We start from the raw sequence: 15,171 nt of genomic DNA, 5'->3' as shown, positions 1-15,171 counted from the left end.
AGGCCGAAGCGAATTGTCATCGCTTCGGCCTTTTTTTGTAGCATCAAAAAATGCGTAAATCGCGAAATCCCTGAATTTTTATGTAGGTTTGTTCCGGTCAATCCAATGTTTAGATATGAATCAACTAGCAGAAAGGCTGTCACGGATTTCCGAGCCGCAAACCATTAAAATGGCCAAACTTGGCCGAGAGCTGAGAGCACAGGGAATAGACATCGTAGACCTGAGTATTGGAGAACCTGATTTTGATACGCCGGAACATATCCGGGAAGCTGCCAAAAAGGCGATAGATGACGGTTTTACCCACTACACACCGGTAGCCGGTTATGCAGAAGTGAGACAGGCGGTCGTGCACAAACTGAAACGTGATAACGGTCTTGACTATACGCCGGAACAAATCGTAGTGACTACCGGCGCCAAACAAAGCCTTGCCAACGTAGTACTGAGCATTGTCAATCCAGGTGACGAAGTGATCATCCCTACTCCCTACTGGGTTACCTATTCCGAACAGGTAGCGCTGTGCCAGGGCACGGTGGTATTTGTTCCCAGCACCATTGAGAACAACTACAAGATCACGCCCGAACAGCTGGAAGCGGCCATTACGCCTAAGACCAGGCTGTTTATGTTCTCCTCTCCCTGCAATCCTACAGGTTCCGTGTATTCGAAAGAAGAACTGGAAGGACTTGCTGCGGTATTTGCCAAACATCCGCAGATCTTTATCATTTCCGATGAGATCTATGAATATATCAACTATGTAGGGAAACATGAGAGCATTGCGCAGTTTCCCGGCATGAAAGAACGCACCATCATCATCAACGGCCTTAGTAAAGGTTTTGCGATGACCGGCTGGCGCCTGGGCTATCTGGCTGCCCCCCTTGATATTGCCAAAGCCTGTGATAAGATCCAGAGCCAGTTCACTTCCGCCACCTGCTCTATTACACAACGGGCAGCTATTACAGCCCTCACCGGCGAGTTGACCACGGCGGAAGCCATGGTGGCAGAGTTCAAAAAACGCCGTGCCTATATACACGAAGCGCTGCAAACTATTCCCGGACTGAAAGTGAACGATCCGGAAGGCGCCTTCTATATGTTCCCGGACATCAGTGCGTTTTTCAATAAGTCATTTGAAGATTCCCATATTAAGAATGCGGACGACCTGTGCATGTACCTGCTGCATAAAGCACATGTATCAGTTGTTACCGGTGTGGCTTTCCAGCAGCCTAACTGCATCCGCCTGTCTTATGCTACCAGCATGGCCAACCTGGAGAAAGGCGTGGCGAGGCTGAAAGAATGGCTGGGCAAACTGAAATAGGAATTACGAATTACGAATTACAAATTACGAATGGAGGGCTTTTATATAGTACGGCTGCTTAGTGACCGTTTGGACAGGGAACCCTGAATTCGTAATTCGTAATTTACAATTCGTAATTATTTTATATATATTTGCGGTTCAAAACGTTCCGATAAGATGAATTCCCAACAGCTCTTGTATGTGGCGCTGGCGATTGGCGTAATTGCCATTCTGTATATGACCGTCCGTGATATGTTTAAAAAGAAAACCGGGGCGCCTGCACCGGAAGCCCAGCCGCAGACGGTAAATCCCGCTGTGCTGCCTTTACAGCTGCAAGCCTATGAAAGACTGGCGTTGTATGTGGACCGCATCACTCCCCAGAGCCTGATAGGCCGCATTTATCAGCCCGGCCTCACCGCGGTAGACATGCAGATTTCCATGGTACAGAGCATTAAAGCCGAGTACGAGCACAATATCACCCAACAGATCTATGTCTCAGCCATGACCTGGGAGGCAGTGAAAACACTGAAAGAACAGACTATTTCCGTTATTAACCAGATAGCGATGCAACTGCCACAGGACGCGCCGGCACTGGAGCTTAACCGTCAACTGCTGGAAGTGTTCCTGCAGGCAGGCGAATCTCCTGCCGAGCTGACGGCGCAGATCATCAATGCAGAGGCCAAAAGGCTGATGCGCTAATTATTTTGAGCTGATCACTTCATTCAGCAGGTATCCTTTTCCATCAAACAACATGTAAAGCGGCGGCGCCTTGTACCAGGGAACGCCAGCCTGACGGGCATGTGCCTGGATATGCAGGTGTGGCTCCGTGCTAAAGCCGGAGTTGCCCACACATCCCAGCGCCTGCCCTTGTTTTACGTATTGCCCTTCTTGTACCACCACACTGTTCATTTTCAGATGACCGGCAAAGAAATAGCAGTCGGCCCCTTCCAGCAGCACCTGGTTGGTGTTCTTCGGGCCTCTGTCCATATTGGGCGGGATATTGTCGGGGTTATCGCCATAGGCCCTGCGTACTGTGCCATCACAGGGAGCATATACCGTATCATTAAAAATCCAGTAGTCGTCCAGCTTACGGGAGAAGACGCTGGCCGCACGGCAGCCGCGGCTGTCCAGCTTCACAATGTCCATCGCATAGATGGCCCCGCGGAGGCTGAAATGAAACACATTGGTCGGCAGTCCTTTGCCTCCTTGCAGCACAAAGTAACGGCCTGATTTCAGGGGGAATGCCAGCTTCACAGTGCGCGGCGTGCCGGTCGTTCCGGTAAAATATAACAGTGTTGCCAGCAGGAGCACTCCTGTCAGCGCCAGGTTAGCATTTCTTTTCCAGGCGGGCAGTACTGCGGTATTGCGTTTGCGCCCAAAGGGCAGCAACATGACGAACAGTGCCAGCAGTGCGCCAAAAACATACTTACTGTAAATTGACAGGTATACCCAGGTGCCATAGAGGTAGAGGAACACTCCCAGCGACAGCCCCAGCAGCAACGTCGCATAAGAACGTGACAGCGGCCGGTGGCCGGCCCGGTACAACAACCAGAGGCTGTAAAGCGCCAACGCGAGGGTAATACATAGTAGCAACCAGATGATCATAACAAAGCCTGACTTTCCTGCAAATATCAATATTTTTCCCGGCGGCGAAGTACCATAATAATTATGTAACATTGCAACGCTAGTTACAACTATCATGGAAAAGATCATTCAAACCGACTCCGGTATTACCATTGACCCGCTGTACACCCAGCCGGTACCGATGAACGAACAGCCTGGCGTTTTCCCGTTCACACGTGGCATCCATGCCACTATGTACCGCGATAAACTGTGGACCATGCGGCAGTATGCCGGTTTCAGCACCGCGGAAGAATCCAACAAAAGATACCACTACCTGCTGGGCCAGGGTGTGATGGGCCTCAGTGTGGCATTTGACCTTCCCACCCAGATCGGGTACGACTCAGACCACGCCATGTCTGAGGGCGAAGTCGGTAAAGTAGGCGTGGCCATTGATTCCCTCGATGACATGGAGATCCTTTTCAAAGGCATTTCACTGGAACAGATCTCCACCTCCATGACCATCAATGCCACCGGGTTTATCCTGCTGGCGCTGTACATCGCCCTTGCCAAAAAACAGGGTGCCGACCTGAAAAAGATTTCCGGCACCATCCAGAATGATATCCTGAAAGAATATGCCGCACGCGGCACTTTCATTTACCCGCCCAAACCTTCCATGCGCCTCATTACCGATATATTCGACTATTGCAGCCGCGAAGTGCCCAAGTGGAACACCATCTCCATTTCCGGTTATCATATCCGGGAGGCCGGTGCCAACGCCGTACAGGAGCTGGCCTTTACCCTTTCTAACGGTAAGGCCTATCTGAAAGCCGCGTTGGAGAAAGGGCTCGACATCAACGTATTTGCCAAAAGGCTTTCCTTCTTTTTTAATGCGCACAACCACCTCTTCGAAGAAGTGGCCAAATTCCGCGCTGCGCGCCGGATGTGGGCCAACATCACCAAAGAGCTGGGCGCCACCGACCCCAAGGCACAGATGCTGCGTTTCCATACGCAGACAGGCGGCAGCACCCTCACCGCACAACAACCGCACAACAACATTGTGCGCGTAGCTGTGCAAACACTGGCCGCCACCATGGGAGGCACACAGTCACTGCATACCAACGGATACGATGAAGCCCTCTCCCTTCCTACGGAAGAAGCTGCCCGCATCGCGCTGCGCACCCAACAGATCATCGGTTACGAAAGCGGCGTGGCGGACACGGTAGATCCCCTGGCAGGCTCCTATTATGTGGAAGCGCTGACCAACGAAGTGGAAAGCAAAGCCTGGGACCTTATCCATAAAATAGACGCCATGGGCGGCGCTGTCAGCGCCATTGAACAAGGTTTCGTGCAGGATGAGATCGCGCGAAGCGCCTATCAATATCAACAACAGGTAGAAAACAACGAGAAAGTAATTGTGGGTGTCAACAAATTTGTGGCAGCTGATAATCAACCGCCGGAAGTATTCCGTATTGACGACAGTATCCGCCAGATGCAGTCGGACCGCCTGCAGGCACTGCGTGCCCGCCGCGATAATGAAGCCGCCGCCCAATGCCTTCAACGTATCCGTGAAGCCGCACAAACCACCGAGAACCTGATGCCACTGGTAGTAACCGCAGTAGAGCACTACTGCACCCTCGGAGAAATTGCGGACGCGCTCCGCCAGGTATGGGGAGAATATAAAGCGTAATCAATTACGAATTAAGAATTACGAATTAAGAATTACGAATTAAGAATTAAGGGTCTGCTCATGAAAAGGTTACTAAGTAATTGCTCCATTAGAAAGCCCTCAATTCGTAATTCCTAATTCGTAATTTGTAATTGATTTAAGATATTTATTTTTGGGGCCTAAAAAACTAGAACTTGATTTATTACCATAGCTGTCCGCTTTGTGGCTCTTCGCAAGTCCATGAAGCACTTACCGCTAAAGATTATACTGTATCCAAAGAAACATTTCCCATATTCCATTGCGGAGGTTGTGGCGGCCGTTTTACCCAAAACGTGCCTGACAGCCAGCATATAGGCCGGTATTACCAGTCGCAGGAATATATTTCGCATTCAGAAACCAAACAGGGGCTGATCAATCGTTTATACCACAGCGTGCGTAAAATCACGTTGCGCTCCAAACAGAACTGGGTACGCAACGCCGCAGGCATGAAGCAGGGCAACCTGCTGGACATTGGTTGTGGTACCGGCGCATTCCTGCACTATATGCAGGTTGGCGGATGGACAGTTACCGGCCTGGAGCCGGATGAAAACGCCCGTCACAATGCCAAAACGCTTTACAACATAGATCCGCTTCCGATAGACGAGCTTTTTAAATTGCCCGCGCAACAATATGACGCCATCACCATGTGGCATGTGCTGGAACATGTGCACGAGCTGCATGCCTACCTGGACCGTATCCGTGAGCTGTTAAAGCCGGGAGGCGCCCTGCTGATAGCGGTGCCTAACTACACCTCTTCCGATGCAGACCACTACGGGGAATACTGGGCCGCCTACGATGTGCCCCGTCACCTCTACCACTTCTCCCCTGCTTCCATGGAACGGCTGTTGCAACAGCATCAGATCAAACTGATCAAAAAACACCCGATGGTATTTGATGGCTTTTATGTGAGCCTGTTGAGCGAGAAATACAAAACCGGTAAAAGCCGCCTGTTCGCAGGTTTCTTCCATGGTTTCCGCTCCTACCGCAAGGGCCTGAAAACGGTGGACCAATGCAGTTCCATCGTATATGAGTGTAAGTTATAGACAATTACGAATTACAAATTACGAATTACGAATTGAGGGCCTTCTTATGGGAAGTTTAGTTATTAACCTCTCCATAAGAAGGCCCTCAATTCGTAATTCGTAATTTGTAATTCGTAATTTACTTCACCAGTTTCATTTCATCCACCAGGCGGGTGCAACCAGCAAATTTATCAACGATAAACAGCACGTACCGGATATCCACCATGATATTACGGCAGATAGACGGGTCATAGTTGATATCGCTCATGGTGCCTTCCCAGGTACGGTCAAAGTTGAGCCCGATCAGGTGGCCATTGGCATCCAGCGCAGGGCTTCCGGAATTACCGCCGGTAGTATGGTTGCTGGCAATAAAACATACCGGCATTTTGCCATTCACGCCATAACGGCCATAGTCCTTGTTTTTATACAGCTCAATCAGTTTAGCCGGCACGTCAAATTCATAATCGCCCGGCACGTACTTTTCCATTACCCCGTCGAGGTAGGTGTAGAAGTCGTAGTGGATGGCATCGCGGGGATTGTACCCGTCCACTTTGCCGTAGGTAACGCGCAGCGTGCTGTTGGCATCAGGATAAAAGCGTTTTTTTCCTGCCATTACATCCATCTGTGCCTGCATATAGGTACGCTGGAGGTTGTTGATGCTGTTTTGCAGATCGTTGACCGGTTTGCTGACATTGTCCACAAAGCCTTTGCGCATGGCCATGATGAGGCGGGTGCCCGGGTCTTTCCACATCTGGGCTACTACAGCGTTATAGGGCTGTTGCACAAACGCTTTGAGTTTCTCCGGTGAAGTGAGCGCTGATCCCGCATAGATTTTGTCAGCCAGCGTACGGCTGTCGTTGTTGCTCTCTGCGCATATCTGCGCGTATTCTGTTCCGGCATATTGCTTGGGCACCCCTTTCGCGTATATCTCCAGCAGTCTCACGCTTACATCGTGGTCTACCTGTGCATTATAGTTTTTATAGAACGGCTGCATGGACTCCAGGAATTGCTGGCGCAGTGTTTCATACTGGCCCTCCCCTTTGTCGCGTACTTCCCCGAGGAAACTGATGAGGCGGTCGCCTGCGGTGAACAGCTCCACGTTTCTTACCAGTTCGCTGTAGTAGTCGCGGGTTTGGGCGTAAGGACGTATGCGGCGGTACATTTCATTCAGTGAGTCCAATACGCCGCTGTACTGCACTTTCAGCTCAGGGCCAGCCGTGTTCAGCAGTTCGTTGTAGGTGATCTCGTATTGTTCTTTTTTCTGGATGCCATGTGTTTGTTTAACACCCAGCATCTCGCCCTTCCATTTTTTCCAGGCGTTGGCGGTATTGGCGTATTTGGCAGCGTACTGGATTTTGATCTGTTCATCCTTGCGCATGTAGCCGTCGATCACTTCCAGGGCAGCGTCGCGCATACCTACTTTAGCAGGGTCGAGCGCTTCCACGGTCAGTTTTACCGCTTCGGAGGGCAGGTATTCGTTGGTGCGGCCGGGAAAACCGAGCACCATGGTAAAGTCGTTTTGTTTTACGCCTTTCAGGGACACGGGCAGGAAGTATTTGGGTGACAGCGGCACGTTGTCCAGGGAATAAGGTGCAGGGCGGCCGTCTTTGCCGGCATAAATGCGGAACATGGAGAAGTCGCCGGTATGACGGGGCCATACCCAGTTGTCGGTATCGGAGCCGAATTTGCCGATAGCAGAAGGCGGCGCGCCTACCAGACGTACGTCGTTGAACGTTTCCGTTACAAACAGGAAGTACTGGTTGCCTTCATAAAAAGGTTTGATCATGGTTTCCTGCCAGGATTCCTTACGGGTGTTCTGGCGGATTTCGTGCAGGCGCTTGTCGATGGCCGACTGGCGCTCGCGTTCGCTCATGCCTGGTTTAACGTCCTGCAGGGCGGCTTTGGTCACGTCATCGATACGAACGATGAAAGTAACGAAGAGGCCCGGGTTAGGCAGTTCTTCCGTGGCTGTTTTAGCCCAGAAACCTTTTTCCAGAAAGTTGTTTTGCAGAGAAGAGTGTTTTTGGATGGATTCATAACCACAGTGGTGGTTAGTCAGGATCAGTCCCTGAGAAGAGATCACCTCTGCCGTGCAGAAGCCGCCGAAGCTAACGATAGCATCTTTCAGGCTTCCCTTGTTGATATTATAAATATCGGACGCAGTGATTTTCATACCCATCCCTTTCATCTCTTTCTCATTGAGGCCGGACAGCAGTTGAGGTAACCACATCCCCTCCGTGGCATAAGTCAGCTGAGCGAACAGCAGGAGTACTGCCATCATCAGCGGCTTCACGATTCGTTGCAACATATCTGATATTCTTTTTATAGAACCGGCAATTTACTACAATTCGGGCAGGCGGGAAAGGATAAACCTGCGTTTCTGCGGATTCATCGACGTAAAGGCGGTATTGACAGAGATGTCGCGCGTCAAGCAGCGGAATTGGCGCATATTGGGGCCAATTCCGAATATCTGTTGAGCATGTTCCGGTCAAAATTGATGGTCATAATGCTGCATATCACCGGTTGGGTGATATGCATGAGCCTTCCGTTGCTTTTTGTTCGGGGGCAATACTGGTACAATCATGTGCTGGCCGTGGTACTGTCATTGGTATTGAGCCTGGCCATTGAAGTCACCTGCCACCGCTGGCGGTTATCAGAGCAGGCGCTGCATAGCAAGGCGCTCAAAGCAGCTGCGGAATTGTCTTTCCTGAAGTCGCAGTTACAGCCGCACTTTCTTTTTAATACGCTCAACAATATCTATTCGCTGGCGATGTCCCAACATGAGTATACCGCCGCCAGCATACTGAAGTTATCCAACATGATGCGGTACGTTACTACCGATACCGGCCATGATTATGTCCTGTTGCAGCGGGAAATAGAATGTATACACGATTATATTGACCTGCAACAACTGCGGCTTACCTCCCGAACGAAGGTAAAGTTTTCGGTGTCCGGCAACCCGGGCATTAAATGTATAGCGCCCATGCTGTTATTGCCGTTCCTTGAAAATGCTTTCCAGCGCGGCGTCAGCACGCAGGAGGCTTCCGATATTGTCGTGCATTTGCAGGCTACCGATAAATGTATCCGCTTCTATTGCAGCAACCGGCATTTTCCGGTAACGATGGATGACGGCCCGGCAGCGGCGGACATACGCCACGCGCGGGAGCGGCTGCAACAGTTGTACCCGCACCGGCATCAGCTGCAGATACGGGAAGACAACGGTGTGCAGGTGGTGAAGCTCTCGCTGGATATTTAGTGATAGAGGTAATTCAGGGCAATGATATCATTGGCATTAAAGTTACGGGCGATGCCATTGGAGCAGGCCAGCATCCAGGAGTTGGGATCAGGGCCCATTGGCGTGCCGGGAATCCATATAGCGTTAACATCTTCACGGACGGGGGTGCCTCCGCAGCTAAAGGAACGGTCCATGAAATCGGTGTGGTGCATGCCTATGCTGTGGCCAATGTAATGCTGGATCTCAGAGGCTATATACAGCACATTGGGAGTAAGTCCGTAGGCAGCAGCATTGTAGTTCAACTGCACAGTAGGAAAAGGATTGCCTCCTGTAGGGAGACCGGAAGAACCGTAACTAACGTAACCATTGACAGGCGGCTGGTTATAACCCTGAATAGTAAGCGTGGGCGTACCGCTAACAATATGCTGGAAGTGGAGGCGCATATTCAGCCTGTTATAACGAAAAAGGGCCGTATCAACACCTGCTATGTATGCAGCCGGAAGGCCGACCACCTTTACGGTAATAACCCGGGGCAGGCCTGTCACCAGCGAACTGGAACGGTATTGTTCCACCTGGCCGACACGTAAGGTAATACCGCTGGCCTTTTCTTTCAGGTCATCAGCTGTCAGCAGGATATCACCTTCCACCAGATAACCGTCTTTTGTTTTCCGGACATTATTTGTACTGAAGCCATGGGCTTTTATTTGCGCCAGCACTTCATCAGAAACAGGATTAGGTTGTGGCTCCTGCTGTTTATCATTTTTACTACAGGAAGAAATCATGATACCTGCGGCCAGACAGGTTATTACGGCAAGCATTTGTTTTTTCATCACTTCAGATTTTGGTTATTAAAAGAAAAATATTTCTATCTGAATAACTGATCATCAGAACAACAATGCTTATCTGCCGGGGTAACGCTACAGGGGGGACGGGCTATGCTACCAACAAACAACAGATGGCATGGTGCTACATACAAAAATAGGGTCTTTCAGTGCTCTTTCTTAGCAGACATATGAGAGCGCAGATGCCTTATTCAGACATCTACGCTGTGTTCTCAACAATTGGCTCACGCCAAAGTATTTACCCGATTAGTGGTAGAGGTAATTTAATGCGATGATGTCATTGGCATTAAAGGTACGGTTGCCACCATTGGAGCAGGCTAGCATCCAGGAGTTGGCATCCGGGCCGGAAGGCGTACCTGGGATCAGGACAGCGCCAACGCCGCCATCGCCTTCATTTACAGCAGAGCCGCCACAGCTGTATGCACGGTTCATATAGTCTGTATGGCGCATACCGATGCAATGGCCGATTTCATGCTGGATCACAGATCCTACGTACAACACATTAGGGTTGGAGCCATAGGCATACTGGTTGGTGTTCATTTTAACAGTAGGGTAAGGGTTACCGCCGCTCGGGAAACCGGAAGAACCGAGGGTGATGTAACCACCGCTGGGGCCCTGGTTGAAGCCCTGGAGAGTGATATCGGGCGTGCCGCTGGTAATACGCTGGAAAGTAATACGCAGGCCCAGTCTATTATAACGGGCAATAGCCGTATCAGTACCCGCGATGAATGCGGTACCCAGACCGGTTACTTTTACCGTGATCACACGCGGCAATGCAGACACCAGGTTGTTGGTCCGGTACTGTTCATCATTGGCAATGCGCAATGTAGGAGTACCGACTTTCTCCCGCAGTTGCTGTTCAGTCAACAGGATATCTCCTTCCACGAGATAACCGTCTTCTGTTTTTTGTACGTTGTCAGTGCTGAAGCCACTGGCCTTTATCTGCGCCAGCACATCATTGGAAACAGGGTTGGGTTGTGACGCCTGTTGCTTGTCATTTTTGTTACAGGAAGAAATCATTACACCTGCGGCCAGACAGGCAATTACGGCGAACATTTGTTTTTTCATCAGTTCGGATTTTGGTTTAGAAAAGAAAAAATATTTCCCTGCCGGCTGATTTGGATACAGCCGGTATATAAATGGTCACACCACAAAATCAATCGTATTGATGTGCAAAAGCAGTGCTACCGTCGGAAGCAGGCAATGCTACTGACAAACAACCAACTTCGTGGTGTTACGCATCCGGAAAAAAAACGGGTCTTTTAGTGCTCTTCTTTTAGCTGGCATATACCATGCAGATATCTCTGTCATGTATTGTTAATGCCTGGCAGTTATTAGTGGTAGAGGTAATTTAAAGCGATGATATCATTAGCGTTGAAGGTACGGTTGCCACCATTGGAGCAGGCCAGCATCCAGGAGTTGGCATCCGGACCGGAAGGCGTACCAGGAATCAGGACAGCGCCAACGCCGCCATCACCTTCATTTACAGCAGAGCCGCCGCAGCTGTATGCACGGTTCATATAGTCAGTATGGCGCATACCAATACAGTGGCCAATTTCATGTTGGATCACAGATCCTACATAAAGAACGTTGGGGTTAGAACCATAAGCAGCAGCGTTGGTGTTCATTTTGATAGTACCATAAGGGTTACCGCCGCTGGTAGGGAAACCGGAAGAACCGAGGGTGATGTAACCACCGCTGGGCCCCTGGTTGAAACCTTTGATGGTAATAGTGGCCGTACCGCTGGTAATGCGGCGGAAGCTGATACGCAATCCCAGTCTGTTGTAACGGGCAATAGCCGTATCAGTACCGGCAATAAAAGCTGTACCCAGATTACTTACTTTCACGGTAATAACGCGGGGCAGCGCAGTAACGAGGTTATTGGTACGATACTGTTCATCATTGGCGATACGTAAAGTAGGAGTGCCAACTTTTTCTTTCAGCTGATCGGCGGTCAACAGGATATCGCCTTCCACAAGGTAGCCCTCATCTGTTTTCTGAACATTATCAGTACTGAAGCCATTGGCTTTGATTTGCGCCAGCACTTCATCAGAAACAGGATTGGGCTGGGACTCCTGTTGTTTATCATTTTTGTTACACGAAGAAATCACCATACCTGCGGCCAGACAGGCAATTACGGCGAGCATTTGTTTTTTCATCTGTTCGGATTTTGGTTTTTAAAAGGAAAAATATTTCTCTTCCGGCTGATTTGAATACAGCCGGTATACAAATAATTTCAATACAAAAAATACAGCGCTTATCTGCAGGGGCAATGCTACTGGCGGAAGTGGGCAATGCTACCAACAAACAACAAACTGCATGGTGTTACACATCCGAAAAAAAGCGGGCTTTCAGTGCTCTTCTTTAGCAGACATATTACAGCAGTGACATCTTTCATCAGACATCTGCATGCATTTTCAATGATTGGCTATGACTTAATAATACCGGTGTTTTCCGGGGACTCAGACTTGCTCTTCAGTTAACCTTTGGTTATCGGTTCTCTCGTATGGTTTAATTAGATTTCGTTGCTCGTTTTCAATACAAATTATCGTGTTCTCAATATTACAACTTTCGTTTAACTTAAAAAAAATATTTTACGTGTAGGCATAAAAAATTGCGTTGAACGATTTATTGCAGTAGTTTTAAGTAACATCGTCCAACACCAGGATCTATCGCCCGTTAGCATGAAAAAGAAAACCGTCAACGTATTATCAGCGCTCATTTTGCTGTTATCCCTTCACCCTTCCGCCATGGCGCAGCAGCGTACGCGGGAAGTTGTGATGATCAAAAGATATGCTGCCGATACATTGACAGCATCCCCAACGAAAGCACCGTTGTTTGTTAAATTCATCACCATTCCGGATGACAGAACACTGGGCAGGTGCGGCGTTATCAGGGCACTGACCAGCCGCCATTACATCCTGCAGCAGCTGCCGGCAGACAGCACACTGCGAAAAAAAGTACAGTACAGTTATATCGCCAGCCCCAATTATAAAGCCACTGATGCTTTGCTGGCGCAGCTGGAATCATTGCAACCGATTGACAGCATTGAGGTGCAGGTATCTTACAGTGGAGAACATTTCAGCGCGGCACGCACACAAACCCTCTATATGATTGACCGCTACCATGCGGCGGTGGTAAAGCTGCAGCAGCGTGACTGGCCGTCGTTGATAGCCCTGTCTGACGTGACGGGTGCCAACCAGGTGAGGCATGCATCACCGGAGGTGATCATTAATACCATCAATCCATATGTGAACCGTATCAACGTTGCCCAGCAACAGTTTCCAATGATACGCGGAAAAAGTATAACCGTTTCCGTTAAAGAAGATTTATTTGACACTACCGATATTGATCTTTCAGGGAGATACCTGCGTTCTGCCCTACAGTCGAACGTTAACAGCGCGCATGCCACCATTATGGCCACGCTGCTGGCCGGCGCGGGCAACAGTGGCGCCAACGGCCTGGGAGTAGCGCCGGAGGCCAGACTGACATCCAGCAGCGCCAGCGAGCTTTTCCCCGATGCAGACACCTATTACCGGAGTTTTGGCATCACCGTACAAAACCACTCCTACGGCATCCCTATTGAATATGATTATGACGCCGAAGCCGTAGCCTACGATCAGCAGATCAGGGCGGCGGACACCTTACTGCATGTTTTTTCTGCCGGCAACAGCGGCACCACCATTCCGTCCGGTGGCCGTTACCAGGGCGTTGGCGCCTTCTCCAACCTTACCGGCAATTTTAAACAGGCCAAAAACGTGATCGTAGTAGGTGGCACGGAAGCCAACTTTGATGTAGCTACGCTGGCATCCAGGGGACCGGCCTATGACGGGCGCATTAAGCCGGAGATAGTGGCCTACGGGCAGGATGGCACTTCAGGTGCTGCCGCCCTCACCAGCGGCGTGGTAGCGCTGTTACAGGACGCCTACCGCCAGTTGCACAGTATGGCTCCTTCTTCCGCGCTCGTTCGCGCATTGCTGATCAACAGCGCCGCTTTGCCGGCAGGTGGCCGGCCAGCTTACACTTACGGATTTGGCAGCCTGCATGCTGCCGGCGCACTGACCACCCTCAGCGCCGGCCGTTACCGCCAGGGCACCCTTCTCCCCAACAGTACCGCAGCTTTTGATATTCCCGTACCGGCAGGCGTCCGGCAGGTGAAAGTGACCCTTTGCTGGAACGACCCCGCTGCGGCCCTCAAAGCGCCCAAAGCGCTGGTCAACGACCTGGACATGCAGGCCGTCACCCCTGACGGGACAACATGGCTCCCCTGGGTACTCAATCCCTATCCGGCCGCCGATTCCCTGAAGCAGCCCGCCCATCGCGGCATTGACAGTCTCAACAACACGGAACAGATCAGCATAGACCAGCCCGCGGCAGGCAACCTGCACATCACGATAAAAAGCAAAAACCTGGCAACTGCCGATCAGCCGTTTTATATCGTGTATGATTTCATCCGGGAACCGTCCTTTGCATGGCAGAACCCTGTGAACGGCGCCATTCTGCCGGCTTCCCAGGCCATCCCCCTGCAATGGGAAACTACGTATAGCGGTAACAGTGATATTTCCTACAGTATCGACAGCGGCGCCACCTGGATACCCATCGTAAGCCAGGTACCGGCACAACAGCAGATGGCCTACTGGAATGTCCCTGCCCTCTTCAATAAGGTACTGTTAAAACTAACGTTAACGGATACCTCGTTTATTAGTCCGCCCTGCTATGTCACGCCACAGCTCACGTTGTTCACCGGTTTCAACTGTTCAGACACTGCCATGATCTACTGGGACCGGCTGGCGGGGGCCGGCGGCTATCAGGCATATACGCTGTCGCAGGGTGTTATGACACCTTATAAACAGCTGACCGATACCTTCCTCTTCATTCCCAAACAAGGTAATACCTCCGTGTATTATGCCGTCAGCCCCATCGCACCGGCAGGCTGGGAAGGCCTCCGCAGCTACGCCAGCAACTATGCGCTGCAGGGCGTAGGCTGTTATATCAAAGCTCTACTGGCCGACAAAACAACAGACAACCAGGTGGTGTTATCACTCTCACTGGGATCTACCTGGCTGCTGAAAAATATATACTGGGAAAGACGTTCACCGACAGGCTGGACAAGGCTCAGCACCAGCGCGGTAAACAGCGGTTTTACAAACTATGGCTATACGGACAGCAGTCCCTACGAGGGAGTCGTGCAATACCGTGTAGCGCTGGAAAGGCAGGACGGGCAGATCATTTACTCCGACATCTCCTCAGTGAGCATACTGCTGCAACATGATGTATTGATATTCCCCAATCCCGTACTGAGCCAGTTGATCATCCTTGATAAAAACTACCGGGAAAGACAGGTGGTGTTGACAGATATGGGCGGCAGGATTGTCTTACAACGGACTATTACCGACATACAGGAATACCTTCCTGTGGACCGGCTGGCGCCAGGGGTTTACAACTGTAGCATTTTTGTGGGCAGCCAGCGTATCTACTCGAAGCAGATCGTGAAGCAGTAAGGACCGGAAAGGCAT

11 protein-coding genes are annotated in these 15,171 nt (G+C 50.6%); 6 read left to right on the top strand and 5 right to left on the bottom strand.

The features are described 5' to 3' along the window. Window positions 1-115 precede the first annotated feature (115 nt). Together ACTJJS_RS08855 and ACTJJS_RS08850 are read left to right on the top strand one after the other, a co-directional pair. Window positions 116-1,309: a pyridoxal phosphate-dependent aminotransferase gene (locus tag ACTJJS_RS08855; protein ID WP_168872581.1), complete on the top strand. Its 1,194-nt coding sequence runs from the start codon at window positions 116-118 to the stop codon at window positions 1,307-1,309. Window positions 1,310-1,465: 156 nt separating this feature from the next. Beyond that, on the top strand, window positions 1,466-1,987 hold the full coding sequence (locus tag ACTJJS_RS08850) for a hypothetical protein (protein WP_168872580.1): 522 nt from the start codon (window positions 1,466-1,468) through the stop codon (window positions 1,985-1,987). On the opposite strand, the gene ACTJJS_RS08845 is transcribed toward ACTJJS_RS08850, so the two are convergent. Continuing rightward, on the bottom strand, window positions 1,988-2,965 hold the full coding sequence (locus ACTJJS_RS08845; RefSeq protein WP_343744065.1) for a M23 family metallopeptidase: 978 nt from the start codon (window positions 2,963-2,965) through the stop codon (window positions 1,988-1,990). It abuts the gene before it with no gap. Window positions 2,966-2,987: 22 nt separating this feature from the next. On the opposite strand from ACTJJS_RS08845, the gene ACTJJS_RS08840 reads away from it, so the two are divergent. Both ACTJJS_RS08840 and ACTJJS_RS08835 read left to right on the top strand, forming a co-directional pair. Further along, a complete protein-coding gene (locus ACTJJS_RS08840) occupies window positions 2,988-4,538 on the top strand; it encodes an acyl-CoA mutase large subunit family protein (protein ID WP_343744064.1) in 1,551 nt (516 codons plus the stop codon). Window positions 4,539-4,711: 173 nt separating this feature from the next. Further along, complete coding sequence (locus ACTJJS_RS08835) at window positions 4,712-5,599, top strand: class I SAM-dependent methyltransferase (RefSeq protein WP_343744063.1); 888 nt, start codon at window positions 4,712-4,714, stop codon at window positions 5,597-5,599. A 118-nt stretch (window positions 5,600-5,717) separates the two neighbouring features. Here the strand turns inward: ACTJJS_RS08835 and ACTJJS_RS08830 are convergent, their stop codons facing one another. Further along, window positions 5,718-7,886, bottom strand: a complete 2,169-nt coding sequence (locus tag ACTJJS_RS08830; protein WP_247654985.1) for a S46 family peptidase — start codon at window positions 7,884-7,886, stop codon at window positions 5,718-5,720. Window positions 7,887-8,084: 198 nt separating this feature from the next. Between ACTJJS_RS08830 and ACTJJS_RS08825 the strand changes: the two genes are divergently transcribed. Beyond that, window positions 8,085-8,834, top strand: a complete 750-nt coding sequence (locus ACTJJS_RS08825; protein WP_440663383.1) for a sensor histidine kinase — start codon at window positions 8,085-8,087, stop codon at window positions 8,832-8,834. Here ACTJJS_RS08825 and ACTJJS_RS08820 read toward each other — a convergent pair. The 3 genes from ACTJJS_RS08820 to ACTJJS_RS08810 form a co-directional block, all read right to left on the bottom strand. Continuing rightward, complete coding sequence (locus ACTJJS_RS08820; RefSeq protein ID WP_440663382.1) at window positions 8,831-9,643, bottom strand: M57 family metalloprotease; 813 nt, start codon at window positions 9,641-9,643, stop codon at window positions 8,831-8,833. The two genes, ACTJJS_RS08825 and ACTJJS_RS08820, sit on opposite strands and share 4 nt — an antisense overlap. Before the next feature lie 258 nt (window positions 9,644-9,901). Beyond that, a complete protein-coding gene (locus ACTJJS_RS08815) occupies window positions 9,902-10,723 on the bottom strand; it encodes a M57 family metalloprotease (protein WP_168872574.1) in 822 nt (273 codons plus the stop codon). 266 nt (window positions 10,724-10,989) lie between these two features. After that, the gene (locus ACTJJS_RS08810; RefSeq protein WP_168872573.1) at window positions 10,990-11,814 is read right to left on the bottom strand and encodes a M57 family metalloprotease; all 825 of its coding nucleotides are present in this window, start codon (window positions 11,812-11,814) and stop codon (window positions 10,990-10,992) included. A 525-nt stretch (window positions 11,815-12,339) separates the two neighbouring features. On the opposite strand from ACTJJS_RS08810, the gene ACTJJS_RS08805 reads away from it, so the two are divergent. Then, a complete protein-coding gene (locus ACTJJS_RS08805; protein ID WP_440663380.1) occupies window positions 12,340-15,156 on the top strand; it encodes a S8 family serine peptidase in 2,817 nt (938 codons plus the stop codon). Window positions 15,157-15,171 lie beyond the last annotated feature (15 nt).

It is taken from the genome of Chitinophaga sp. 22308 (assembly GCF_052045305.1).
In the GTDB taxonomy this organism is placed as follows: domain Bacteria; phylum Bacteroidota; class Bacteroidia; order Chitinophagales; family Chitinophagaceae; genus Chitinophaga; species Chitinophaga varians_A.
This window is presented reverse-complemented; position numbering and strand designations above follow the sequence as displayed.

What these genes read in the sequence shown, in the direction of transcription:
- ACTJJS_RS08855 (WP_168872581.1), top strand. Translation starts at nt 116, where the DNA reads ATGAATCAACTAGCAGAAAGGCTGTCACGGATTTCCGAGCCGCAAACC.
- ACTJJS_RS08850 (WP_168872580.1), top strand. Translation starts at nt 1,466, where the DNA reads ATGAATTCCCAACAGCTCTTGTATGTGGCGCTGGCGATTGGCGTAATT.
- ACTJJS_RS08845 (WP_343744065.1), bottom strand. Translation starts at nt 2,965, where the DNA reads ATGTTACATAATTATTATGGTACTTCGCCGCCGGGAAAAATATTGATA.
- ACTJJS_RS08840 (WP_343744064.1), top strand. Translation starts at nt 2,988, where the DNA reads ATGGAAAAGATCATTCAAACCGACTCCGGTATTACCATTGACCCGCTG.
- ACTJJS_RS08830 (WP_247654985.1), bottom strand. Translation starts at nt 7,886, where the DNA reads ATGTTGCAACGAATCGTGAAGCCGCTGATGATGGCAGTACTCCTGCTG.
- ACTJJS_RS08825 (WP_440663383.1), top strand. Translation starts at nt 8,085, where the DNA reads ATGCTGCATATCACCGGTTGGGTGATATGCATGAGCCTTCCGTTGCTT.
- ACTJJS_RS08820 (WP_440663382.1), bottom strand. Translation starts at nt 9,643, where the DNA reads ATGAAAAAACAAATGCTTGCCGTAATAACCTGTCTGGCCGCAGGTATC.
- ACTJJS_RS08815 (WP_168872574.1), bottom strand. Translation starts at nt 10,723, where the DNA reads ATGAAAAAACAAATGTTCGCCGTAATTGCCTGTCTGGCCGCAGGTGTA.
- ACTJJS_RS08810 (WP_168872573.1), bottom strand. Translation starts at nt 11,814, where the DNA reads ATGAAAAAACAAATGCTCGCCGTAATTGCCTGTCTGGCCGCAGGTATG.
- ACTJJS_RS08805 (WP_440663380.1), top strand. Translation starts at nt 12,340, where the DNA reads ATGAAAAAGAAAACCGTCAACGTATTATCAGCGCTCATTTTGCTGTTA.